The organism is Solibacillus sp. FSL H8-0538 (assembly GCF_038003525.1).
Taxonomy (GTDB): Bacteria; Bacillota; Bacilli; order Bacillales_A; family Planococcaceae; genus JBBOPI01.
Map to the genome: position 1 here is coordinate 1,494,160 of NZ_JBBOPI010000001.1, position 22,593 is coordinate 1,516,752.

The following is a 22,593-nucleotide window of genomic DNA, read 5'->3' on the forward strand; positions in this document are numbered from 1 at the left end:
GTGGCATAAAGTTAACACCCTCTTGCAATCTATGAAAGTTTCTGTACTGTTATTTTATGTAAATTAATGTATGGATACAATCAAAATGAAATCTTTTATTCATCTAAAAATAAGAATAAACAGGTAATAAAAGTTTAGTGAACAAGCTTCTCGAATCTTTGTTTGAGAAGCTTTAAGGTTAATCGTTTCCAAACCTCGCTTTGGAAAGGTTTCTTAAAAGTTTTCATAATATTGAAAAAACAAATGTTATAATTAGGAAGAAGGGAGAGATGTGAATGACGTCCATTCAACTTATTACACCTACGCTTGCGTATAAATCACAAATAAATGCTTATAAAGATGAATTTCCATACAGTCCAAATGGAATTGAAGGTAGTTCGCAGCTTGTTCTAGCAAATAGTATAGAGGATTGGCTTAATCAAGTTGAAAATAATCGACATTGGGATACTGTACAACAAGGGTGGATGCCAGCAGAGTAGTACATAGCAATCGATACGAAAAATAATACAATTGTGGGAATGCTTAATTTACGAAAGGAAATAAAAGACAATTTATTAAATTATATTGGTCATATTGGCTACTCAATTGCACCAAGCAAAAGACGTCAAGGACTGGGTACCATAATGTTACAGCTTGCTTTAATAGAGGTAAAAAACCTTGGATTAGATAGGGTGCTCGTAACATGCACAGATGACAATATTGCTTCAGCTGGAGTAATTGAAAATAACGGTGGCGTATTAGAAAATAAATGCGTAGACCCTGGTGACCAAAAATTAACAAGAAGATATTGGATTGAATTGTAAGAATTCTTTTATGCATAACCAGACATACAACTTAGAAAAAAGGTTCCCAAATCAGTGGATAAAAAACCATTCATTTCATCTGTAAATGTGATTCGTAATAACGCTCACAAATATTCGGTATCAGCTATGTGTGCCGTCTTCAATCTGCCTACAAGCACATATTATTATCACGCTGATATTTCTCGTAAACGTGCACAAAAAGTCGAAGATACAATGATTTTAAAGGAAATAGCCTGTATTTTTAAAGAAAGTCGCAATAATTATGGCACACGTAAAATCAAGAAAGAATTGACGAGATTGCCTGAACCAAAACAGGTTTCACGTCGCCGAATTGGGCTCTTGATGATTGAACTAGGACTGGTTTCAATTTATACGGTGGCACAATTTAAACCACATAAATCAAGTTGTAATGAAGCACCCGTAAAAAATGAATTACAGCGTCTATTCAAGCAGGATGAGCAATTAGCGGTCATCGTCAGTGATGTAACCTACGTTCGTGTCGGAAAAAGTGGCACTATGTATGCTTATTTGTAGATCTTTTCAACCGTGAAATCATCGGCCATAGTGCTGGTGAAAATAAAATGGCAGAGCTGGTACATCAAGCCATTGCGCGTATCAAGGCTAATTTAATGACGTCAAAATGTTTCATACAGATCGTGGAAAAGAGTTTGATAACAAGCTGATTTCATAGGTGCTTGAAGCATTTGGTATCTAGCGATCACTTGCATGAAGGGTTGTCCTTACGATAACGCCGTGGCTGAAGAGACGTTCAAAGTATTTAAAACAGAATTCGCTAATCAAGCCCACTTCACCTCTCATGAACAACTCGCCTTGAACTTGGCGATTATGTTCATTGGTACAACAATATCCGAATTCACGGAACACTGGGCTATTTAACACCAGTGGAATTCAAACAACAGACCTCATAATTTTTGTCCAGTTTAGTGTTGATATTCCAGTTAATGGTATTGCAACTTGAGTTCATATAAAAGAAGAGGGAGAAAATGAAAAATATAAACTCTAAGGAAATAAGTTTGATTAAAGTTTATCTATGGGCTATTTCCTTTATAAGGCCATATTTAAGTAAAGTGTTACTACTAATTATTTGTGGATTAATTATCTCTGTAAGCGAACTAATCATTCCAAAAATGTTTGGATATTTTATCGACGATGTTTTAAAAAATAAGAAAATAAATTTATTTGTTTATTGTTTGTTCGCAATATTATTAATATTATTGCTAAAATTAATCGCTACAGCTGCGAAAGAATATTTGCAACGATACATTCAGGAAAATAGTGTGAGAGATTTACAGTGGAATATTGTGACGAAATTACGAATTCTTGGTGTCAGTTATCTGGAAAAGAACTCTACTGGGAAAATACTCGCCTTAGTAAACACTGAAGTTGCGGCATTACAAGAATTGTATAGAAGATATTTTCCTGAAATTATACAACATATTTTATTTGTTTTTATTTCTGTTTATTTCATGTTAGATATCAGTCTTTATTTAAGTATATCTATAATACCTTGCTTTTCCCTCTACTATTTATTCGGTCCAAAGATTGAAAAGAAAGCTTCGAATATTGCAAAAAAACTAGCAGGTAGTCAAATAAATTTAGGACAAAAATATTATGAAAGTGTCTCTTTACTCAAAGAACTGAATGTGTTTAATAGCTTTGAGTGGGATTTACATAAAACATTAACAGAGGTAGAGAACAATGCAAATTTATATTCGAAGCGATATTGGTATGCATATTTAAGAGGATCGATTCGTCGTTTTACTTATTACTTTGGCGCAATTATTCTTATTTTATTAGGTAGTTTTTTAATAAAAGAAGGTACTATAACTGCAGGGGAATTTGTTTCATTTTTACTATTATATTTAGTAACGATGCATAAATTAACATCAATCATTACTCTTTTAACGGAGCAAAAAATGCTAATGTTTCAAGCGAGTAAACTATATGAATTTACTCATTTAGAACCAACTATTAAAGAAAAGGAAGGGGCTATCCATTTAAATAAGGTAGAAGGAAATATCAATTTTGAAAATGTCTCCTTTTGTTATACTCCTAATAATCCGATATTAAAAGATTTAAGTTTTAATATTAAGTCTGGTGAAAAAATAGCATTTGTTGGAGAGTCAGGATGTGGAAAATCAACAATTGCCAAGTTGATTACCCGTTTTTATGATTGTAATAGTGGAACAATCTCAATTGATAGCAATCCAATTAACTTACTGAGTTTGGGGACAATTAGACAATCGATTGGAATTGTCTTTCAAGACGTTTATATTTTTGGATCTACCATTAAAGAGAATATTTTATTTGGAAATCCATACGCATCAGAAGAAGAGATAATTGAGGCATCAAAGGCAGCTCATCTGCATGACTATATCATGGAATTACCTGATCAATATAATACTAAAGTTGATGAAAAAGGGGTTACTTTATCAGGTGGACTCAAACAACGAGTGGGTTTGGCAAGACTATTTATAATGAATCCATCTATAGTATTAATGGATGAACCAACATCCGCTTTAGATAATATAACTGAAAAAAATATACAAAAATCTTTAGATAATTTTCTAGTGGGGAAGACGGTAATAACCATTGCTCACAGATTAAGTACGATTCGAAATTATGACCATATATACGTACTTGATAATGGCAAGATTACAGAATCTGGTTCACATGGGGATTTACTAGCAAAGAATGGCCTTTATAAGAAATTTATAATACAAACGAAAGAAGCTGGGCTCTTATGAAGAATATGCATTGGATTTGGTATTATATAAAAAATCAAAAGTTATTATATTTTTCTGCTATTTTTTTATTAATAATTGAATCAATAAGCTTTGTTTATTCAATCACTTTGCAACAATATATTATTGATAAAATAATTATGGGAACAAATTTTGGTGGAATTTTGAAATACGTTATATTAATAGCTTTATGTTATTTTGTATTCATAATATTATTTGTTGTTAATCCGTATATTCAAAGTAAAATTCATGGTCGTATTAAATATCAATTAGTTGAGCAAGGTTTATCGACTTTATATAGTACGCCAATAAATATAATTCAGAAAGAAAGAAATGCCCGCTATGTACATTTTTTTGCTAATGAAATACCAATTGTAGCAAGATTAATAGGAGAAGATATTTCGGATATTATAAAGCACTTAGTAAGTACTATTATTATTTGTGTATTATTTTTAAAGGCATCTCCAATACTTTTCTTATCGATTCTTACTTTGTCTCTTTTCTATATAAAATCGGGGAAAAAACTATCAAATAAGCAAAAAAAAGCTTGGAAAGATATTCAAGATAAAAAATCTTCACTACTAATTGTATTAGAAGAATGTATCACATCTACTCGTGATGTGATCGCAAATAATCGAGGTGATTGGGAAAACACGAGATATCAAAACAGTTTTATTAAATACTTTCAAAGTGTAATGTTGGAAGGAAAGCTAAAGATAAAAATGGTATTTTCATTAGAATCTATAACTTCCATTGCGCAGCTAATTGTAATTGGATATGGGGGATACCTTGTCGTGAAAGGGTCAATATCAATTGGTTTATTAGTTGTTATTTACCAACTTACATTAGAACTGCTCCATTCATTTGTAAAAGTATACAATTTAATATTTTCATTTTCAGGCAAGATGGCTTCAGTTGAAAATATTAGTAATTGGTTTAATACAATACCAAAGAAAACAAAGAGTACTAAAACGATTTCCGCAATTGAGTCATTAACAATCAATAATATCTCATTTCGGTATAATGCAGGTGAAAAATTTATATTAAGAAATTTTTCTTTAGATATACCAATTGGAAAGAAAATAGCTATAGTTGGCCCTAGTGGTAGTGGGAAGTCAACTATTGGAAGTTTAATTGAAAATTTATATGAAGTTGAGGAGGGGAGTATAAAGTCAAATAATATTAATATTACTGATATTTCAAAAGATATTTGGAAATCAAAAGTAAATATTGTTTTTCAAGATCCATACATATTTCCAGGTACTATAAGGGATAACTTATTACTGGGGTACAATCAAATTACTGATGCTCAAATAATAAGTTTAGCCAAAGCAATGTGTATTGATGATATGATTCAAAAATTGCCAGATAAGTATGATAGTTCTCTAGGGGAGCGTGGAATAACGATTTCAGGCGGTGAAAAACAAAGGTTAGCATTAGTTCGTGCTTTAATTAGAGATCCAGAGGTATTAATTTTAGATGAGTCTACATCGGCATTAGATGTAAACACGGAAAAAATAATTCAAAAAAATCTTGCCATAATTAGAGAAAATAAAACGACAATTATTATTGCTCATCGACTTTCTACTATTAAAGATTCAGACATAATCTTTGTTATCGATAGGGGGACAATTGTAGAACAAGGTTGTCATTCTGAATTATTACAAAATAAATCATTGTATTATGAATTAGTGATGAATGAGATAAAAGATACTAATCAGTAAAAAAATTATAGGGTTGCTGTTTAAATTACATATGCGCTAAATAGCCTAATGTTCCATGATTTAGAATGTTGTTGAACCAATTAATATAGTCATCCAATTCAAGAGTGAGCTTTTCATGAGAAGTGAGGTGTGCTCAGTTGAAGAATTCTGTTTTAAATTAGGGATTATTTCGAAGTACATTAGAATTGTAGTGAAATTATAAAATAGCTATCTAGAAGTGTGCTGAGAGTTATCAACCAATCACTTGGAATGTCAACACTAAACTGGACAGCTTTTATAAGGACTGCTGCTTAAACTCAACTGGCGTTAGATAGCCCAGTGTTTGATGAATTCGAATGTTATTGAACCAGTTCACATAATCCCAAAGTTCAAGATCCAGCTGTTCTAGGGAAAGGAAAGTGCGTTGGTACACAAATTCGATTTTAAAACTCTTAAATGTGGCTTCTGCTCATGTCTATCATAGGGACATCCCTTTGCACTTAGGGAACGTTGAATGCCGAATGCCTCGGTTACTTCTGCCATTAATTGATTATCAAATTCGGAACCACGATCTGTGTGAAATAATTGTACGTTGGTTAAGTTACCTTTAATACTGCTCAATGCTTTATAAACAAGCGCTGCGTCTTTGTTTGGCCCAGAACTTGCTCCAACTAGTTCTCGGTTGAAAAGATCCATAAATAAGCATACATAGTGCCATTTTTTTCCGACACGGACGTATGTTAAATCACTGACTAAAACAGATAATTCTTTTTCTTGTTGAAATTCACGGTTTAAAACATTGGCGACAATGGCTTCATTACTACGTTTTTTCTGAGGTTTGTAGTAGGCCACTGTGTAATTAGATGAAATTCATAGTTGTTTCATAATGCGACTGATACGACGTCTTGAAATGAATTTTTCTTGTTTCGCCAGCTCTTCTTTTATTTTACGCTTACCGTAATGATCACGACTTTGTTTGAAAATGACATAAATCGCCTGCTGTAACTCAGCTTCTTCTGCTTATCTTGCATCATCTTCACACTTTTTGACTTGATAATAATAGGAACTTCGAGGAATTTGTAGGACATCGCACATTGTGACTGTCGCTTTGCTTTCATCAAAGAAAAGATTTGCTGATACCGAGTATTTGTGAGTATTGGTACGAATCACATCTACTTTCGTCCCGAGACCTACGCTGCTTGCTTTAAAATGTCATTCTCCATGCGTAAACGTTGAACTTCTTTACGGAGTTGCAGTAATTCTTTTTCTTCTTTCGTTCGATTATCTTCCACAGTAAATGAGCCTGTATTTTGATGATTTTTAATCCAGCGATCTAACGCAGAAGGTGTAATTTCGTATTCTCTAGATATGTCTGCACGAGACTTACTTTTTTCATAAAGCTTGACCATTTGTAACTTAAATTCAGCTGTATAGGTTTTACGTTCTCTTCTCATTTTGACATTCTCCTTTGGGTAGTCTTTTTAGTGTACTAGCCCTTATAAGAACTGTTTAACAAAGTGTAGCCTATCCATTAGCCACAGGTAACTACATTCAAAACCACCACAACATCATCTTAATGGGCGCTTCAGGCAATGGAAAAACGTATATCGCGAATGCGTTAGGTGTATATGCCTATCGTCAATTTTACAAAGTAAAATACATTCGCCTACCAGAATTATTAGATGAACTAGCCGTAGCAAAATACGAAGCAGACGGCAGCTACCGAAAAATCATCCAAAATTATAAGAAAATCGATTTATTAATTCTCGACGAATGGCTTCTTACAGACCTTTCAGAAGAAAACGTATTAAGTGTTTTTGAAATCGTAGAAGCCCGCTTAAAACGAGCATCAACTATTTTCTGTTCTCAATTTGCGCCAGAATGCTGGCATGCCAAACTTGGCCAAGCCCAAATAGCCGATGCCATTCTAGACCGCATTGTCCATGACTCCTACCATATTTTAATTGATGGACAAGTATCAATGCGTGAGCGCCACGGCCTAACACCGATTAAACGCTAGAAGCTAATTAGCCTTAAATAAGAAAAGGAAAACGATCGCCTGAATAATCAACGATTGTTTTCCTTTCTCTTTCACTATAAGTGGCTCAATTGTCCGCAACAGGTGGCTCAAACATCCGCACTCGGTGGTATAATGTTCCGCACTGCTGGCTTAAACGCTCCGCAATACTCAAACAATACTTACGAGGGTTATTTTTCTGGAGTGAAGGTTAAGAAGAATTTGCTTTATCTACTCAGTAGAAAAGCATATTTTTTCACTTATCATAGCCCCTGACACAAACGAATCGCCAAATAAACTTATAAGATAGTGAATATCAGAGAAATCGTGATATGGAAAGTAAATATCTTATTGAAAGGAAAAGTAGATACATTATTATTTTTCTTCAATATCTCTGAAAGTCTAGGACAGGTTTTATTACTCTCTCTTAATTTTTGATATAGCTCCATTAAATAGAAAAGAATGATTTAGTATTATAAAATACGTGATAATAAACTTCATCAATTGAAAGCTTTTTTATTTCGGATATCGTTTTAATAGACTCTTTTATCATGGAGGGATGAGTCATCTTTTCGGTAAAAGGCCCTTCAAACGGCCATGGACCATCTGTTTCGACCATGATTTGCTGAAGTGGATAGGATTGAACGAGCTGTTGAATTTCCTCCTCATACAAAACATCGGGCGTGACAGAAATGTAGTACCCGTTTACAGCCATTCGCAGGATCGTTTTGGAATCACCTTTGAACCAATGAAAATGGGCTTTTGGAACGGAGTATCTCTCCAAAAGGTCACAAACGATGGGTGCATCTTCATAAACAGCATGAAGGACGATAGGTTTTTCTAATTCCTTACTTAGTTTAATAAATGCTTCTAATAGTTCAATGTACTGGCTACGTTGAAAAGTCGTTAGTTTTTGTTCTTTTCTTAAATAATACGGAAGCCCTACTTCACCAACTGCAACCATGTCATTTTGATTGCTCTTTATCCAACTGAAAAGTTCATCCACTTGCTTCTCCGTAGGGGGCGTTTGCTCAGGATGATAGCCGAAAGCGGGCTTAACCTTTGAGTATACTTTGGCAAGATCCTTATTTTTTTTACTTGAGTCTAAATCAAAAGAAACAGATATTAGTGCTTCTAAAGATGAGTCCCTTTCAATGATATCCTTTATTTCTTGATCGTTATAATGATCTAAGTGAATATGTGCATCAATCATTTTTAGCAACTTAATCACTCTCCTGTTTTTTTGAGAGAATAGTAAATTTTCCTTTTCCATTCTAAGAACTCGTCTTCTAGAAATAGACTTTCCTCTCTTGGACGTGGAAAAGAAACGTGAAATTCTGCTGCCACTTGAGAAGGTTTATTGGATAAAACAATAATTCGGTCGGATAGAAATAATGCTTCTTCAATATTATGTGTCACAAAAAGGATGGTTCTTCGATGTTCTTCCCAAATCGATAAAAGCCATTTTTGCATATCAAGCCGTGTTAATTCATCTAAGGCGGAAAAAGGTTCGTCCAAGCAAATGATGGATTGTGGACTTAATAATGCTCGAATAAAGGAAGCCCTTTGTTTCATACCACCTGATAATTCATGAGGATACGCATTTTCATAACCCGTTAATCCAGCGATATCGATCATTTCTAATGCTGCTTCTTTTTCTTTTTTTCCTTGCAGTTCTTGCCCTAGCAATACATTTTCAAGAATCGTTCTCCAAGGAAGGAGAGAAGGGGTTTGTGGCATATAGCTAATAAACCCCCGTTTTCCGTTAATGACTTGATGATCTAAGTGGATGGTTCCTTTATCTGGTGAGAGGATTCCTCCGATAAGACTAAAAATAGTACTTTTCCCACTACCTGATGGCCCAAGAATCGAAACAAACTCATTCTTTTCAACTGTGAATGCGAGATTTTTGATAACTTCATTCTTGTCAAATTGCTTAGAAATATTTGAAACCGTAAGATGACTCACTTCAATTTCGCCCCTTTCAACTGCCACCGAACGAACCTTCGCTCAATAAGAACGATTATAGAAAAAAATAATAAACTTAATGTCACAATAGCAAATATGGCCACAAATACTCTATCTGTTCGAAAGGATGAGGAGGCGAGGGTCATATAAACACCGATACCATTCTTCGCTCCAAGCCATTCAGAAATAACTGCCCCCATGACACTGTAGGTAGCGGATATCTTCAAACCTGAAAATAGTGAAGGAAGGGCATAGGGAAGCTCCAACTTCCAAAATAATTGCTTATTCGACGCACCTGCCATAATCATGTAATGCTTTAATTCATTGGAAGTTTGCTTAAATCCATCTAATGCGGCAACAGTGATTGGAAAAAAGCAAACGAGCGTGATGACGATCATTTTTGGTAATAATCCAAAGCCAAACCAAATCACCAAAAGAGGAGCCAAGACAATAATTGGAATGTTTTGTGATATGATTAACAACGGATAAATCGATTCCCGAATGAAAGGGAGCAAGTGCAATAAAATAGCTGTAAGTAAACCGATAAGTAAACCTAGTGCAAATCCGAGTAAGGATAGTTTGACGGTTGATAATAAATGTGGGTAAAAGTTGGACCAACCATCGAAACCTTCATAAAATATTTTTGTCGGAGAGGGTAAAAGCCAATTAGGAATACTAAATTTAATCACAATCGTTTCCCATACAATGAATAAAAGGAGGAGAACCAGTAATGGTCTCCACCCTTTCGATACGATCTTCATCATTATCTATATTTCTCCGTAAGCTGATCCATTAAGATGCCTGATGGCTGGTACAATACTTTTATTTGGGAGATAACGTTACGGCTTCCCATCTCAATCATACGATCGTTCATTTTCGTGATAACCTGAAGTAATTGCTGTAAATCGCCTTCCATTGTTGTTTCGAGAGGATGTACCTCAAATTTTACCCCGGACTCTTGTATCACTCGGATTGCTTCATCTACATACGGAATTACACTTTCGCCATTTTTTGTTTTTGGTATGATTTGAATACTGATCAGTGAATTTGTCATTTCATATCCCCTTATTGTGGTAAAAATTCATTTGTAAATGCTTTTTTGGCATCAAGCTCTTTCTCAAGCAGCCCATTGTCAAACATCCACGAAGCATAATTTTCCCATACTATTTGTTTTTGCTCGCCCCATCTTGGTGCATCATCTTGATATTTAGAGGCTAGCCATTCTTGACTTTTTTTAACAAGCTTTGGATCCAATTCAGGCACTTCTTTAATTAAAATGTCGGCAGCATCGGATGGATGTTTAATAGCAAACTCATACCCTTTGGAAACAGCTTTTACAAAAGCTTTTACTGTATCTGGGTTTTCTTTAATCATGTTTTCATTAGTTGCGAGAACTGGCGTGTAATAATCAAGTTTATCAGAGTAGTCTGTTAAATATACCATATTGAGCTTTTCTCCACGCAGCTCTGCCTCTACACCAGTCCAGCCATAATAAATCCATGCGAAATCGATGTCTCGTTTCACAGCTGTAAAGAAATCAGTATCTCCCATATTAACAAACGAGACTTTATTTACATCAGCATTTTCTTTTTGCATCAAGGAAGAAATAACAGATTTTTCAACTGGTGAGCCCCAGCCCCCATATGTTTTACCTACAAAGTCTTTTGGTGTAACAATGTTCTTCGCAACTGGTGAGGCAAAACCAGATGTATTATGTTGAATGATGGCTGCTATGGAAACAAGAGGAACGTCTTGTATGCGTGCTTGTGTGATTGATTCTTGATAGCTAACGCCAAACTCTGATTTGCCTGAAGCCACAAGCTGGTCTGCTCCAGCATCACCTGGCATAATGATGTTCACATCTAATCCTTCGTCTTTAAAATAGCCTTTTTCTTTGGCTACATATAAACCGGTATGATTCGTATTTGGTGTCCAATCAAGTACGACAGATACCTTTTTAAGAGAGTGTGTGTCTTTCTTTTTCGTTTCTGATTCTGATTTCGGATTGCTACAACCTGCAATTATAAATAATGAACATAATACGATTAACCACTTTTTCATTTCTATTCCTCCTATTTACATAATAAAAAAGCACCCTAGGAGAGAACCTAGGGCACATATAAGCAAACAAAATTAATTGTTCAAGAATATGTTCCCTCCGCTGGTATCAACCAGATCAGGTTCTAAGAGTCAACATCTTAAGGATGTAATCTCAACCGGCAACACCGGTCCCCCTACAATTCTAGCTATTAAATTATATTCCAAACTCATTATAACAGAATCCTTTATTTTGACTAGTGAAAAATATGGGAATTTGGTAGGAGCGGGTGAAAAGAAGAAATGATTATTTTAGAAGGTAAAGCATGGGCAAGTCATTATAGATTAAAGTGAGATTTGATAATAGATAATTAAAGAGAAAATAATTAATCACTAGTATTGAATAAATAGTGTCATAGAAACTTTCTAGTTACGGATATTTAAACGGTTAGTTTAAGATTTTAAGGAATCTTAATATTGTTAAAAAATAGTAAAAAAACCTCATTTTGATTAGTCGCGCTGAACCTTACCATAAATAGGTGCGGTTTTTGACTCATATTCCCCACACTAATAGCTTGTGTCTTTTCTATTACAAGTTGTTCCATTGCATATGCGTGAAACCACCGTTCACTATTGTGAAGGAAGTTTATATTCTTGTATGACTCCCACTGGAAATATATTCGTTTCCTTTTCTGATGAAAAATTTTAAAAAGGCAATTGTAAAATAAATTTAATAGACTGATAAAACAAAGCGAAAACTCCTAACGTGATTGTATATACAACAATCACGTTAGGAGTTTTTGCTTTTCTTTTAGTCGGAAGTAGTTAATATTTAATAACTAATCATATTAAATGCCATTTTTGTAATATTTTTATATTATTTTACAGTTACTTTCATCTTATTTCACATCTGTTTTGTATTATTGGGAGTGAAAGGAGATTGCAAACATTGAAAAAACTATTCGTATTAGGACTAATATTGTTAAGTATCATCTCAGTAGATTTAATAGACAACAAGCACAAAATAAATGCTGAGGCAGCTGAATCTAGTTTAGAAAAAGATGTACCAAATAAAACAAATTGCGCATTTTGCAATATGGTTGTGTACCAAAAAAAAGATAAAATGGGTGTTTTTTCAGCGCAGGCAATTAAAAAGAACGGAAAGGTTGTTTATTACGATGACATCGGTTGTCTTTTATACGATGAAGTAAAACATAAAACAAAAAATAAAAAGTATGTTCGTGATTACAAAACATTAAAGTGGGTTCAAGCTGAAAAGGCCACTTATGTTAAAACATCGCTAGCTTCACCAATGGACGATGGTTATATATATTTTGCTAAAGCAGCAGATGCGAAGAATTATATTGCCAAACATTCAGGTACAGAAATTGTCCGGTTTCAAACTGTTCAAAATGAGAGTGTTCAGAAATATCAATAAGTATATTTAAAAACACAATAAATTCAGAAAGGAAAATAAAGAATATGAAAAAATATATAGGGTTTGTATTGTTTATATGTGTAATTTTAGTAGCATTTTTAAATGGTAATCAAAATTCAAGTGTATTTGCAGCAACTACAGATGTGCAAGCTATTAAAAATGGAGAAGTAGTTTATTATAAGGATGTATTTTCATTGTTATATGATGAATTAAATGAAGGGGTTACACTCACAAAAAAAGTTCGGGATTATAGTACAAAAAAATGGGTTGCGTTAGATTCAGTAACGATTGTTAAAATTAATGCTTCAAAAAATATTTATTTCTCAGAAGCAGCAGCTGCAGATAAATATATTAAAGCTTATAAAACGAAAAAAAACGTTACATTAAAAAAGGTTAAATTAAATACAATTAAAACTAGTGCCCAGGCAAAATATAATAAGGAAGCACCAAGTATTGTATTAACAGCGGGTACAACAAAGCCAACGAATAAAGATGTCACAGTGAATGTAGCTGTTACAGATAATAAGAAAGTGACCTTAAAAAAATGGGCAATTGGTACTAAACCAACAATTAAGTTTTCATCTGCAGACACAACATTCACAAATAATTCATTTACAGTAAGTGAAAATGGAACATATACAGTTTATGCTTTAGACGATAATGGCAACAAAAGTACAAAGTTAATAAAAATCTCTAATATTGATAAAATAAACCCAACTATTTCATTAAGTCCAAGTACAACGGATGCTTCAAATGAAAATGTAGTAGTAACTGCTTCAAATGAAAATGTGAAGGTAGTATCAAAAAAATGGGCAAGTGATAACCAAACAGCTATGTATTTCATAAAGAATGGTACAACATTTACGGGCAATACGTTCGAAGTTTCAACTAATGGAACATACACAGTATACGCCGAAGACGATGCTGGAAATACGAGCATTCAAACAATCACAATTTCAAATATCGATAAAACTGCACCAGCAAAAACCCTTTCAATACCTGAAAGTGATGCAACAGCAGTCAGTAAAAAAATACAAGTTTCAACTAATGATGATAATGGGATTCAAGATCAAAAATGGGCATATGGAAATAAAGGTGTAGAATACTTCGTTGATAAAGGTTCTAGAATAGCACCATTACAAAATGCGAATCAAAAAGATAAAATTATCACACTAAAAAATGGTGTTTATACCGTAAGCCCGAAATATAAAAAAGCGCACCTTTTCGGTACGCACGACGAATGGCCATCTATCTGAAATTTTTTCGGATAGATGGCTATTTAGCACATGTGGCTTGGATATTTTTTGACCAAGGCATGTAGTTAATTAAAATTTGGGGTTGCTGATGGATCGGTAAATTCGGCAGCTCTGTCATTAACGTTACTAGGTATTGATAGAAGTCGATACCATTTGCTTTTGCTGTTTCAGCCAAACTTAAGCAGATCGCATTCGCTTTAGCACCAGCTTCACTAACAGAGAAAAGCCAGTTCTTTCGGCCGATCACATTAGGGCGAATCGCATTTTCAGCTGGATTATTATCGATTTCAATGCGACCATCGAGCAGAAAAGCTTTTAACCCATGTACACGATTTAATGTATATTCGGCAGCTTTTGCCAAGGCATTTTTTCCGAAGAAAGGGGATTCATCTACCCATTTTAGAAACTTTTCTACAATCGGTTTCGAATGTTTTTGCCGTGCTTTTCGTCGTTTACCTGGTGAAAGATGCTTAAATTGACGTTCTAAGTGATACAGTTGGTCACAGTAATCCACACCAATTTGACCGTTTCTGCTATCAGCTTTCAGCCAATAACGTCGTACATGCGCCCAACAGTTGGCGAACGTGACATCAGGTAGATTGCCGTATGCAGAATATCCATCACAAATCACGGTTCCTTTAAAGCCAGCTGTAAAGTTTTCTAATACAGAACGACTTCTCGATAAAGCACTTTGGAAAAGAACGATGATTGGTCCTTGGCTTGGCACGCTTCGGAACACCCAATTGTAGGCATTCGATTGACCTGATTTACCATCTGATCGTTTAATAATTTGCGCATACGTTTCGTCCACATGCAGAACAGATTTTGCTGTTAATGTCTGCTTCATCTGCTCATAAACCGGTAGAAGCCAATCTTCTGCTGCACGAATGACCCAATTCGATAAGTTTTTGTCATTGGTAAGCAGACCAAATCGGTCCCACTCCTTCACCTGGCGGTAAAGAGGTAAGTACTGGATGAACTTATCGTAGATGAGTTTTGCTAAAACAGTAGGTCCTGCAATGCTACGTTGAATGGCAGCTTGCGGTGCTTTTCCACGTTTCATCTGCGCTTTTTGAGTAGTATCTTTTTTACAATGCCTACACTCATAAGCGTGTTCAATATGTTGAACACGCTTCATTGTAGCCGGAATGAATTTTGCTTCCTCACGCGCAATGGTCGTACCAGCTTCGGTCATTTGACCAAGGCAACAGTCACATTGCGTGTTTTCAGGATGATGGTGAATTTCTTCTATTTCAATCCCGTCACGAAAAGAATCATTCCGTTTTTTCTTATGTAATTTACGGACAACGGTATACGTAATCATTGCCGTGCTTTGTTCTTCTGTCTGCTCAGAATCGCTAAAAGACGGATCGTCTTCGAATAAAGAACCTTGTCCGTCTGGTGCTTTATACTTTGATTTTTCCGATTTTGAACCGTATAAAGCCTTGGTTAATTGGCGAACTTGTTCAGTCAACGCTTCGATTTGTCGATTTGACTGAGCTAATTGTTGCTCAAGCATTCGAATTAATCGTTCATTTTGATTTTCTTGCTTAGGAGAAACGTTCGTCAAATCATTCACCACATTTCCGTTCAGTATAAGTTATGGATGATTATACCACCTTAATAGGTGGGTTTAAAAGACACCTTTTGCAGATTTCGCAATCGCTTTTGGCTGCTGAAGCGATAAACCTTCTAACAGCCAGCGAAGTTCCTTTTGTGAAAGGTTACGTACTTCCTTTTCATCTTTTGGCCATTGCAGTTTGCCATTATCTAATCGTTTATAAAGCATGGCGAAGCCATCTCCATCAAAATACAAACATTTATAACGGTCTTTACTCGTTCCAGAAAATAAGAAGATGGAATCACTATATGGATCAAGTTTAAAAGAATCCTGAATGAGTGTTGCGAGACCGTCAATACCTTTACGCATATCGGTCTTACCGCAAATAATGTAGATGTTCTGCACGCTCGTAAAATCATGCTTCATTGATTATTCAGCTCCTTCACGATCGTTTGGATGATGTGCTCATCTACGCCATTGAAGAAAGAGATTACTGCGGTAGCTGTTTTAATTACGCAGCTTGGATCAGAAGGAGATTGCGGTGAATTTGTAAATGAAGATTCGTCAATGATAGGGTCTAGCGACACGGGGACAATTGTTAGTTTAGTTGTTGGCATAGAAAACACCTCCCTTATTTGATATATCTATCGTACCGGGAGGTGCCTGTCATATATATGCGTTATTTGATTACGGGCTTACTTTATACCGTGTATGCTGAGGACAAATTGGGGAATAAAGCAGTAAAAACAATTACTATTGATGGAATATCTGAATTTACAGAAGTAACACAAACGGGTGTACATTGTGAAGTTTGTCGTATGGATCTTCATAACACTGACCCAAATAAAGTGTATTCTGCCAAAGCGCTTGACCAAGAAGAAAATACACATTATTTTTGTAGAATTGGATGTATGTATCATCAAGAGCAGGCAAATGGTGTAGCATATACTAATAAATTTGTTCGTGATTATAGTGCAACAGCACCACGCTTAAATAACTGGATTGCAGTTGAAAATGCAGTAACTGTGAAATTCAATAATCGTGAAACTGCCAAAGGAATCATGGGGTGGAAACTTTTCCATTTCACAGATTTATCAAGTGCAGCAAACTATCTAGCTGTGAGTAAAGAAAAAGTAGTAGCTGAAAAATTAGGAAACATCATTCAATATGCGAAAACGAATAATAAGGGTATGAATTATCAATACGAGGTCGATAAAGCAGTACAGTAATTTTAAATAACAAAAATTTGAATATTTATTATTTTAGACTAATAGAAAAGCGAAAACTCATGTATCGTAATTGTTGTAGAGACAAGTCACGATAGGAGTTTTCGCTTTGTGTCATTAGTTGAAATATTCTGTTTTATGATTACCGCCTTTTTAGGATTTTTACCTTATTAATATACAAATTTGGAGGTATTACATTCGTGGTTAAAAATTTGATTTCCATCATTATTATCATGGGTTTAATAACGATAGTTGCGATGAATGTTCTCGGTAACGAGAAAGAAACAGTGAAAACAGCACAAACAGCTAAAAAAAACGAAACAGCATCTACTAATGAAAAAGAGGATACGACATATCAAGTAGAGTATGTAGCACCAGATTTTGAGTTGAAAACGTTTGAAGGTGAAACAGTACGTTTGTCGGATTATGTAGGTAAAAAGGTGATTTTAAATTTTTGGGCAACATGGTGCCCACCTTGTAAAAAAGAAGTGCCACATATGCAAAAGGTTTATGAAGAGTATAAAAATCAAGGTGTTGAAATTTTAGCAGTTAACGTAACAAATAAGGATAAGGGAGAAGAAGCGGTTGCTAAATTTGTGAAAGAACATGGACTTACTTTTGAAGTTTTGTTAGATGAAGAAGGGTTTGTAGGTAATACATATCAAGTACTTACGCTGCCAACGACTTATATGATTGATACAAAAGGAAACATGGTTGACATCATTGAAGGTCCAATGAATGAGGCATTGATGAAAGAATTAATTAACAAGGCTGAATAATAAAAATTAAACAGTACTAAAGAACTTATTGAGTAAACACTATATTTGACGAGGATAATGTGTTTTTGTATCCTTTTGACTACAAAACACCACTACTCATTGAAAAAGAGATAAATCAGCCTGAATTATTCACCTGAATTTAAATTATTGAGAACTATAGTAGATTTACAATGTGAAAGTCAATTTAGAAGGATAAATAGCCGAATGAGAGAAGGTTTGAAACGAGTCTTGGGAAAACACCGATTTTTGGGTAGACTTCTCCCTGGTGCAAGTTCAATTTTAAAAAATTTGATTTAGTTGAATGTGAGCCGCTGCACTCGGGTCAGTACGTCCCAAAAGAAGTGTTCATAGACAAAACTGGAGGATATTTTGAAATACAGTGAAGGACCAGATTTTACTAACTTACTTGCGACTTTGATCAAGCGTGTTCGTATCGTTTGGATTTGAATCCCATTTTAGTTTTTAGGGAAACTGAGTGTGCGTAGCCAGTTCGTGAAGTTATTGGCAAGCAGATTCAACATCATCCGAGCTTCATTGACGAGAAAATCATGACCTTTCATCTTGCCTCGCTGTGTGTATGACTGCACAATGGCTTGTGGTGAAAAGGTTTCACCAAGATTTGTCACAAAAAAGCATGCGAAAAGAACAGTTCACCTGCTGGGCGCATGGACTGAAAATAATACGGCTAGGCTTCGACCAAGATGAAGCTCGATAAATCGATTCTTCGACGTAGCTTTCAGTTATGGAAACATCATTAATTTCATGTGTTGGGTGAAGTTCTTTCGCAAGTGCCTATAACTTGGCGTTCACTTTTAAACGAATGATGAAGTACACCGATTCTTTTTCACATAATTCGTAGAGGCCAGGTACCGCAAAACCACTATCACCACGTATGAGCGTAGAGGTTTCTGGAAATTTTTCATTATAGTGTTCGATGAGTGTCTACTATTCGGGGTTCAGTTCACGCTCCGATGGAATCATTCTTTGGGCACTTTAAAGATGAAGTCTATTTCAAGTCGGTGAATAACTTATTCGAATTAAAACAAATGGTGGATCATTATATGGAGTATTACAATCCTTCTCACAAGCAATGGCATCTAAAAAGATGGCTCCAGTAGAATACCGGAACCATCTCTTCACAGCTTAGACTGCCCAATCGCTTTTTATTAAACTGTCCGTTAAATGGGGTGCAGTTCAAATTTTTTGAGTCACTCTTTTTTTTAGCGAATTACCACAGTCACCATTAACATGAAGTAGATACTAGTCACAAATAGACAACTAAACAGAAAAGATACAATAATCGGTGCTTTTTTGAAAAATGATAATACAATTAATCCTATAAATAAGATGGATAGGAAAAAGAACAGTACTGTATCTAAGTTCACAACAAAGCCAATTGTACTACTAGAGTTGATAATGTCAGCGTGAAATAGACGAAATAAAGGTGACACTGCATCATTCGTTAAATAATTGCCATGAGGGGGTGAGTGTTGTGAAAAAGCAGCTGTAATCGTAAAAATTGTCAATAAAATAAAGCCTTCCACACGAATCCATGGAATTGGATTGAATGACGCATCTTTAGATAATCGATATTTAACAATTAAACTATTCACTAAAGCATAAAAAATAAGTGGCAGTAGGAATAAATGTTTTATTAATAATCCTTGTCCATACGAAACCATCCAAGATCCGATATACCCATCAACCATTACATCCATTAGAAACAAGCCACTAAGAGCCGTAACAGCTAAACAGCAAATAGCAACTAACGAAAACCAGTTCAAAAATTTGAGCCAATTATTTTTATTAATCGAACACCAAGAAATAATAAGTAGAATCCCTACCCAAATGCTGATCGCTGTTAAATGAAGAAAGTCGCTTATAATTCCTATTATTGGATCAAGAGCACCTGCATGGCTTGACCAAGCAACTGTTAAAATTAGTCCAAATGTTAATAGTGCCCCTAAAAAAGAAAAGATGCCCTGTTCAGTAGATCTCGCAAATGAAATTAATAGAACTAACACAACGGAGCCAAGTAGGGTAAAATCCCATGCAGTCCCAACTGTATAGGTTGTTAAAACAATTTTAAACGTTTCAAGTAAACCTAAGCGTGGAGCAATATATAATGTAATATCAAGAACAGGAATAAATGCGAAAACTGGTAGTGTAATGGCACTAAGAAGGAATATGCGCTTTGGAATTTTTATGTCAGGACGATATTTGCTTGGGACAAGTAGAAGAATAAAACTTCCAACTAAGACCGAAAAGCATAAATATAAAAGCGCCTGACTAATAATTACTAATATTTCCATGAATTATTTCTTTCTTTTTGTAAGGAAGAAGAAACCACTTACTGCAACGATAACTAAAAGAACGATTAGAATTACTGTCGTGGAAGATGATTCTCCCTCTTCATCCGCTGAAACTACTTCTTTAATTTCTGTCGATTGCTCAGTTTTTCCGTTTGTTTCTTCAATCGCTTTCGTTGTTTCTGAAGGTTCCTCTGTTACTTCTTCTACTGTTTCAGGATCTGGCGCATTTACTGTAAATGAGAATTCTCCATCTAATGGGTGACCATCTGCACTAATAATACTCCAATTAACTTGATATTCGTTATTTGGAAGTGGCTCAGCAACAGTTCCTGTTAATGTACCTTCACCAATAATAATTTCTTGTAGTTCAACAGTTTGACCCGATGTCGTTGTTACATCTATAAAACTACCTTGTTCAATTTGACCGTCAAATTCAATAACAATTTCATTTAATGGTTCCGTTACAACGTCACCATTTGCTGGATTGGATTCTCCTAAATGTGAGTGAGCAAATGCACTATTTGAAAGAGACAATGCTAGTAAGGCTGCTGCTGCAGCAGAAAAAATATGTTTCAAAATATGTCCTCCTAAACTTTTCACTATTTGAAAAATAAATAGTACTATTTATTTTCAATAATGATTATATAAAAAAAATGTGAAATTTAAATGAAGTATTCTGTAAAAAATAGAAATTTCATAGTCACGCACCTACTGTATCAAAGTAGTCCTTTTAAGTCTACTAAATAACCAAGTAAAGATGAGTTAATCATAATGGAATGGAAAAAAATAACCGACTAAATTCGTCTATAAAAAAGTGGAATTGTGAGAAGAGTTTATTAAACTAACGATTGCGTTGATCCAACAAGGGTCAACGCTATTTTTTTGAACGTATTTTGTACTAACGTAATATAGAAAATTTAGATTAAAAAAAGGCGAGGCAAATATAGGTGAATCAGGTTTTTAACTAATATCACGACATCATGTTTAATAATAATTTGATTTCAGCTTTTTGGTAAACTGGAATGCCCTGTACATTTGTGCATGAATAAAAAGGTTATTTCATCAAGAATAATCCCAATTACTGCGGGTACAATAACATCAATAATAGAATAAAAAGACCAAATTTTTTCTTACTCATTAAATTCAGATGTTTCACTACATTTTGCTGCTCTAAAATTAATTACTGAAGAAACTGTACACTTTGAATTTTTTGCAATTCGGTGTCTACAACAGGAGGAAAAACAACATGAAAATAGTAAAATGGTTCGTAACACTTGCCGTCTTATCATCACTAGTATTAGCCGCATGTGGCAATAATACAACAACACAAACAAAAGAGAGTAATTTAAACGCCCTTGAGCAAATTCAACAAGACGGTGTCATGACAGTTGGTATTATGGGAACCTATGCACCTTATAATTTTTTAAATGAAAATAAAGAATATGATGGCTTTGACGTGGACATTGCAAAAGAACTCGCAGAACGAATTGGCGTTGAAGCAGAATTTGTTGCGCAAGATTTTTCAGGACTCATCCCTGGCTTACAAAAAGATAAATTTGACATTTTAGTCAGCCAAGTAACGATTACAAAAGAACGACAAGTACAAATTGACTTTTCTGAACCCTATATTACAAACGAAGTAAAAGTCATCGTACCCAAATCAAATACAGATATTCAAACGGTTGAAGATTTTAAAGGTAAAACAATCGGGGTTGGCCTTGGAACAAACGATGAAACGTATTTACGTAATGAATTAATGCCAGAAGTCGGTGATTTTACAATTAATACGTATGATGATGTGATAACAACATTAAAAGACTTAGATGCGGGTCGGATCGATGCAACAGTTAATAATGTATATGCATTAAAACCAATTATTGAGGAAAATGGTTATGCTGTAAAAGCTGTTGGTGAAGCGATTAAAGCAGATCAAGCAGCAGTCGCAGTGAAAAAAGGAAATACAGAACTTGTAGAGGCATTAAATACAGCACTTAATGAAATGAAACAAGATGGTACGTATAAAGAAATCTTTGTGAAATGGTTTGACGAGGCGCCACCAGCGCAAATAAGAAAGTAGGTCTCTTTAATGAATATCGTTATTGAAAATCTTCCTTTCTTATTTAAGGGGGCATATTATACATTACTAATTACAGTGGTGTCGATGTTCTTCGGTTTAATCATTGGCTTACTTACCGCGATTGCTCGAATTAAGGGCAATCGCGTTCTACGTACGATTGCAAGAGTGTATGTATCCATTATTAGAGGAACGCCGCCACTTGTTCAAATTGTCATTGTCTACTACGGTTTAGTGGACTATGGCATCGAATTTGGGCCTTTAACCGCGGCTTATATTGCACTCAGTATTAATATTGGGGCTTATGTTTCGGAAGCTTTCCGCGGTGCCATTCAATCCGTTCCAAAAGGACAAACAGAAGCAGCAAGGGCAACGGGGATGACAGATAGACAAGCGATGCGTCGTATTGTGATTCCGCAAGCAATTCGTTATGCGATCCCGCCACTAGGGAATACATTTGTCGGCATGCTGAAAGAAACCTCGCTCGTTTCAGTTATTGCCGTAACCGAATTAATGCGTTCCGCGCAATTATTAATATCACAATATTACGTCTATATGCCGTTTTATTTAGCCATCGCTGTGATGTACTGGGTAATGAGCACAGTCTTCACAATTGTATTGCATAAAATTGAGAAACGATTGTCTGTTTACTAA

Annotated in this window: 20 protein-coding genes, 6 pseudogenes and 1 riboswitch; of the genes and pseudogenes, 13 read left to right on the forward strand and 13 right to left on the reverse strand. The window is 34.9% G+C overall.

The features are described 5' to 3' along the window. Positions 1-275: 275 nt before the first annotated feature. The 5 genes and pseudogenes from MHH87_RS06975 (at position 276) to MHH87_RS06995 (ending at position 5,292) form a co-directional block, all read left to right on the forward strand. Positions 276-479: a hypothetical protein gene (locus MHH87_RS06975; RefSeq protein WP_340748603.1), complete on the forward strand. Its 204-nt coding sequence runs from the start codon at positions 276-278 to the stop codon at positions 477-479. A gap of 9 nt (positions 480-488) precedes the next feature. After that, positions 489-803, forward strand: a complete 315-nt coding sequence (locus tag MHH87_RS06980; RefSeq protein WP_340750917.1) for a GNAT family N-acetyltransferase — start codon at positions 489-491, stop codon at positions 801-803. A 75-nt stretch (positions 804-878) separates the two neighbouring features. Next, a pseudogene (locus MHH87_RS06985) lies at positions 879-1,732 on the forward strand (IS3 family transposase); the annotation flags it as partial. 75 nt (positions 1,733-1,807) lie between these two features. Next, positions 1,808-3,571 carry an ABC transporter ATP-binding protein gene (locus tag MHH87_RS06990; protein WP_340748604.1) on the forward strand — a complete coding sequence of 588 codons (1,764 nt, stop codon included), beginning with the start codon at positions 1,808-1,810 and terminating at the stop codon, positions 3,569-3,571. Further along, on the forward strand, positions 3,568-5,292 hold the full coding sequence (locus MHH87_RS06995; RefSeq protein WP_340748605.1) for an ABC transporter ATP-binding protein: 1,725 nt from the start codon (positions 3,568-3,570) through the stop codon (positions 5,290-5,292). Before MHH87_RS06990 ends, MHH87_RS06995 begins: the two co-directional genes overlap by 4 nt. A gap of 25 nt (positions 5,293-5,317) precedes the next feature. Here the strand turns inward: MHH87_RS06995 and MHH87_RS18870 are convergent. Together MHH87_RS18870 and MHH87_RS07000 are read right to left on the reverse strand one after the other, a co-directional pair. Then, positions 5,318-5,407: pseudogene (locus tag MHH87_RS18870) on the reverse strand (IS3 family transposase); the annotation flags it as partial. 159 nt (positions 5,408-5,566) lie between these two features. Continuing rightward, positions 5,567-6,725: pseudogene (locus tag MHH87_RS07000) on the reverse strand (IS3 family transposase). A 77-nt stretch (positions 6,726-6,802) separates the two neighbouring features. On the opposite strand from MHH87_RS07000, the pseudogene MHH87_RS07005 reads away from it, so the two are divergent. After that, positions 6,803-7,291: pseudogene (locus MHH87_RS07005) on the forward strand (ATP-binding protein); the annotation flags it as partial. A 445-nt stretch (positions 7,292-7,736) separates the two neighbouring features. Here the strand turns inward: MHH87_RS07005 and MHH87_RS07010 are convergent. The 5 genes from MHH87_RS07010 to MHH87_RS07030 are packed head-to-tail and all read right to left on the reverse strand — an operon-like array spanning position 7,737 to position 11,317. After that, on the reverse strand, positions 7,737-8,561 hold the full coding sequence (locus MHH87_RS07010) for a TatD family hydrolase (RefSeq protein WP_340748606.1): 825 nt from the start codon (positions 8,559-8,561) through the stop codon (positions 7,737-7,739). Then, positions 8,516-9,256 carry an ABC transporter ATP-binding protein gene (locus MHH87_RS07015; RefSeq protein ID WP_340750920.1) on the reverse strand — a complete coding sequence of 247 codons (741 nt, stop codon included), beginning with the start codon at positions 9,254-9,256 and terminating at the stop codon, positions 8,516-8,518. The genes MHH87_RS07010 and MHH87_RS07015 overlap by 46 nt, the downstream gene beginning before the upstream one ends. Continuing rightward, on the reverse strand, positions 9,253-10,020 hold the full coding sequence (locus MHH87_RS07020; RefSeq protein WP_340748607.1) for an ABC transporter permease: 768 nt from the start codon (positions 10,018-10,020) through the stop codon (positions 9,253-9,255). Before MHH87_RS07020 ends, MHH87_RS07015 begins: the two co-directional genes overlap by 4 nt. Continuing rightward, a complete protein-coding gene (locus MHH87_RS07025; RefSeq protein ID WP_340748608.1) occupies positions 10,020-10,310 on the reverse strand; it encodes a thiamine-binding protein in 291 nt (96 codons plus the stop codon). The genes MHH87_RS07020 and MHH87_RS07025 overlap by 1 nt, the downstream gene beginning before the upstream one ends. An 11-nt stretch (positions 10,311-10,321) precedes the next feature. After that, positions 10,322-11,317 (reverse strand): ABC transporter substrate-binding protein, encoded by a 996-nt coding sequence (locus tag MHH87_RS07030; protein ID WP_340748609.1) that lies wholly within the window; start codon positions 11,315-11,317, stop codon positions 10,322-10,324. 75 nt (positions 11,318-11,392) lie between these two features. Beyond that, positions 11,393-11,502: riboswitch (TPP riboswitch) on the reverse strand. 740 nt (positions 11,503-12,242) lie between these two features. Here MHH87_RS07030 and MHH87_RS07035 point away from each other — a divergent pair. Then, a complete protein-coding gene (locus tag MHH87_RS07035) occupies positions 12,243-12,731 on the forward strand; it encodes a nitrous oxide reductase accessory protein NosL (RefSeq protein ID WP_340748610.1) in 489 nt (162 codons plus the stop codon). Positions 12,732-12,775: 44 nt separating this feature from the next. Beyond that, positions 12,776-13,987, forward strand: coding sequence for a hypothetical protein (locus MHH87_RS07040; RefSeq protein WP_340748611.1), 1,212 nt, complete (start codon positions 12,776-12,778; stop codon positions 13,985-13,987). Positions 13,988-14,006: 19 nt separating this feature from the next. On the opposite strand, the gene tnpC is transcribed toward MHH87_RS07040, so the two are convergent. The 3 genes from tnpC to MHH87_RS07055 form a co-directional block, all read right to left on the reverse strand. Beyond that, positions 14,007-15,557, reverse strand: coding sequence for an IS66 family transposase (gene tnpC, locus MHH87_RS07045; protein WP_340748686.1), 1,551 nt, complete (start codon positions 15,555-15,557; stop codon positions 14,007-14,009). 63 nt (positions 15,558-15,620) lie between these two features. Beyond that, entirely contained in the window at positions 15,621-15,974 is a 354-nt protein-coding gene (gene tnpB / locus MHH87_RS07050; protein ID WP_340748613.1) for an IS66 family insertion sequence element accessory protein TnpB, read from the reverse strand. Then, complete coding sequence (locus MHH87_RS07055; RefSeq protein WP_340748614.1) at positions 15,971-16,165, reverse strand: hypothetical protein; 195 nt, start codon at positions 16,163-16,165, stop codon at positions 15,971-15,973. Before MHH87_RS07055 ends, tnpB begins: the two co-directional genes overlap by 4 nt. 57 nt (positions 16,166-16,222) lie before the next feature. Here MHH87_RS07055 and MHH87_RS07060 point away from each other — a divergent pair, with 57 nt between their 5' ends. Both MHH87_RS07060 and MHH87_RS07065 read left to right on the forward strand, forming a co-directional pair. Next, positions 16,223-16,777, forward strand: a complete 555-nt coding sequence (locus MHH87_RS07060) for a nitrous oxide reductase accessory protein NosL (protein ID WP_340748615.1) — start codon at positions 16,223-16,225, stop codon at positions 16,775-16,777. Positions 16,778-16,974: 197 nt separating this feature from the next. Then, positions 16,975-17,553 (forward strand): redoxin domain-containing protein, encoded by a 579-nt coding sequence (locus MHH87_RS07065; protein ID WP_340748616.1) that lies wholly within the window; start codon positions 16,975-16,977, stop codon positions 17,551-17,553. Between the two features lie 293 nt (positions 17,554-17,846). Here the strand turns inward: MHH87_RS07065 and MHH87_RS07070 are convergent. Beyond that, positions 17,847-18,492: pseudogene (locus tag MHH87_RS07070) on the reverse strand (transposase); the annotation flags it as partial. 23 nt (positions 18,493-18,515) lie between these two features. On the opposite strand from MHH87_RS07070, the pseudogene MHH87_RS18875 reads away from it, so the two are divergent. Beyond that, positions 18,516-18,700: pseudogene (locus tag MHH87_RS18875) on the forward strand (IS3 family transposase); the annotation flags it as partial. A 73-nt stretch (positions 18,701-18,773) separates the two neighbouring features. Here the strand turns inward: MHH87_RS18875 and MHH87_RS07075 are convergent. Both MHH87_RS07075 and MHH87_RS07080 read right to left on the reverse strand, forming a co-directional pair. Beyond that, complete coding sequence (locus tag MHH87_RS07075; RefSeq protein WP_340748617.1) at positions 18,774-19,865, reverse strand: copper resistance D family protein; 1,092 nt, start codon at positions 19,863-19,865, stop codon at positions 18,774-18,776. 3 nt (positions 19,866-19,868) lie between these two features. Then, positions 19,869-20,441: a copper resistance CopC family protein gene (locus tag MHH87_RS07080; protein ID WP_340748618.1), complete on the reverse strand. Its 573-nt coding sequence runs from the start codon at positions 20,439-20,441 to the stop codon at positions 19,869-19,871. 670 nt (positions 20,442-21,111) lie between these two features. Between MHH87_RS07080 and MHH87_RS07085 the strand changes: the two genes are divergently transcribed. Further along, entirely contained in the window at positions 21,112-21,942 is an 831-nt protein-coding gene (locus tag MHH87_RS07085) for a substrate-binding periplasmic protein (protein ID WP_340748619.1), read from the forward strand. Positions 21,943-21,951: 9 nt separating this feature from the next. Next, complete coding sequence (locus tag MHH87_RS07090; RefSeq protein ID WP_340748620.1) at positions 21,952-22,593, forward strand: amino acid ABC transporter permease; 642 nt, start codon at positions 21,952-21,954, stop codon at positions 22,591-22,593.

Bases quoted from the DNA above. Each gene is read 5' to 3' on its own strand.
- MHH87_RS06975 (WP_340748603.1), top strand. From the start codon at position 276: ATGACGTCCATTCAACTTATTACACCTACGCTTGCGTATAAATCACAA.
- MHH87_RS06990 (WP_340748604.1), top strand. From the start codon at position 1,808: ATGAAAAATATAAACTCTAAGGAAATAAGTTTGATTAAAGTTTATCTA.
- MHH87_RS06995 (WP_340748605.1), top strand. From the start codon at position 3,568: ATGAAGAATATGCATTGGATTTGGTATTATATAAAAAATCAAAAGTTA.
- MHH87_RS07010 (WP_340748606.1), bottom strand. From the start codon at position 8,561: ATGGAAAAGGAAAATTTACTATTCTCTCAAAAAAACAGGAGAGTGATT.
- MHH87_RS07020 (WP_340748607.1), bottom strand. From the start codon at position 10,020: ATGATGAAGATCGTATCGAAAGGGTGGAGACCATTACTGGTTCTCCTC.
- MHH87_RS07025 (WP_340748608.1), bottom strand. From the start codon at position 10,310: ATGACAAATTCACTGATCAGTATTCAAATCATACCAAAAACAAAAAAT.
- MHH87_RS07030 (WP_340748609.1), bottom strand. From the start codon at position 11,317: ATGAAAAAGTGGTTAATCGTATTATGTTCATTATTTATAATTGCAGGT.
- MHH87_RS07040 (WP_340748611.1), top strand. From the start codon at position 12,776: ATGAAAAAATATATAGGGTTTGTATTGTTTATATGTGTAATTTTAGTA.
- tnpB (WP_340748613.1), bottom strand. From the start codon at position 15,974: ATGAAGCATGATTTTACGAGCGTGCAGAACATCTACATTATTTGCGGT.
- MHH87_RS07055 (WP_340748614.1), bottom strand. From the start codon at position 16,165: ATGCCAACAACTAAACTAACAATTGTCCCCGTGTCGCTAGACCCTATC.
- MHH87_RS07060 (WP_340748615.1), top strand. From the start codon at position 16,223: ATGCGTTATTTGATTACGGGCTTACTTTATACCGTGTATGCTGAGGAC.
- MHH87_RS07075 (WP_340748617.1), bottom strand. From the start codon at position 19,865: ATGGAAATATTAGTAATTATTAGTCAGGCGCTTTTATATTTATGCTTT.
- MHH87_RS07085 (WP_340748619.1), top strand. From the start codon at position 21,112: ATGAAAATAGTAAAATGGTTCGTAACACTTGCCGTCTTATCATCACTA.
- MHH87_RS07090 (WP_340748620.1), top strand. From the start codon at position 21,952: ATGAATATCGTTATTGAAAATCTTCCTTTCTTATTTAAGGGGGCATAT.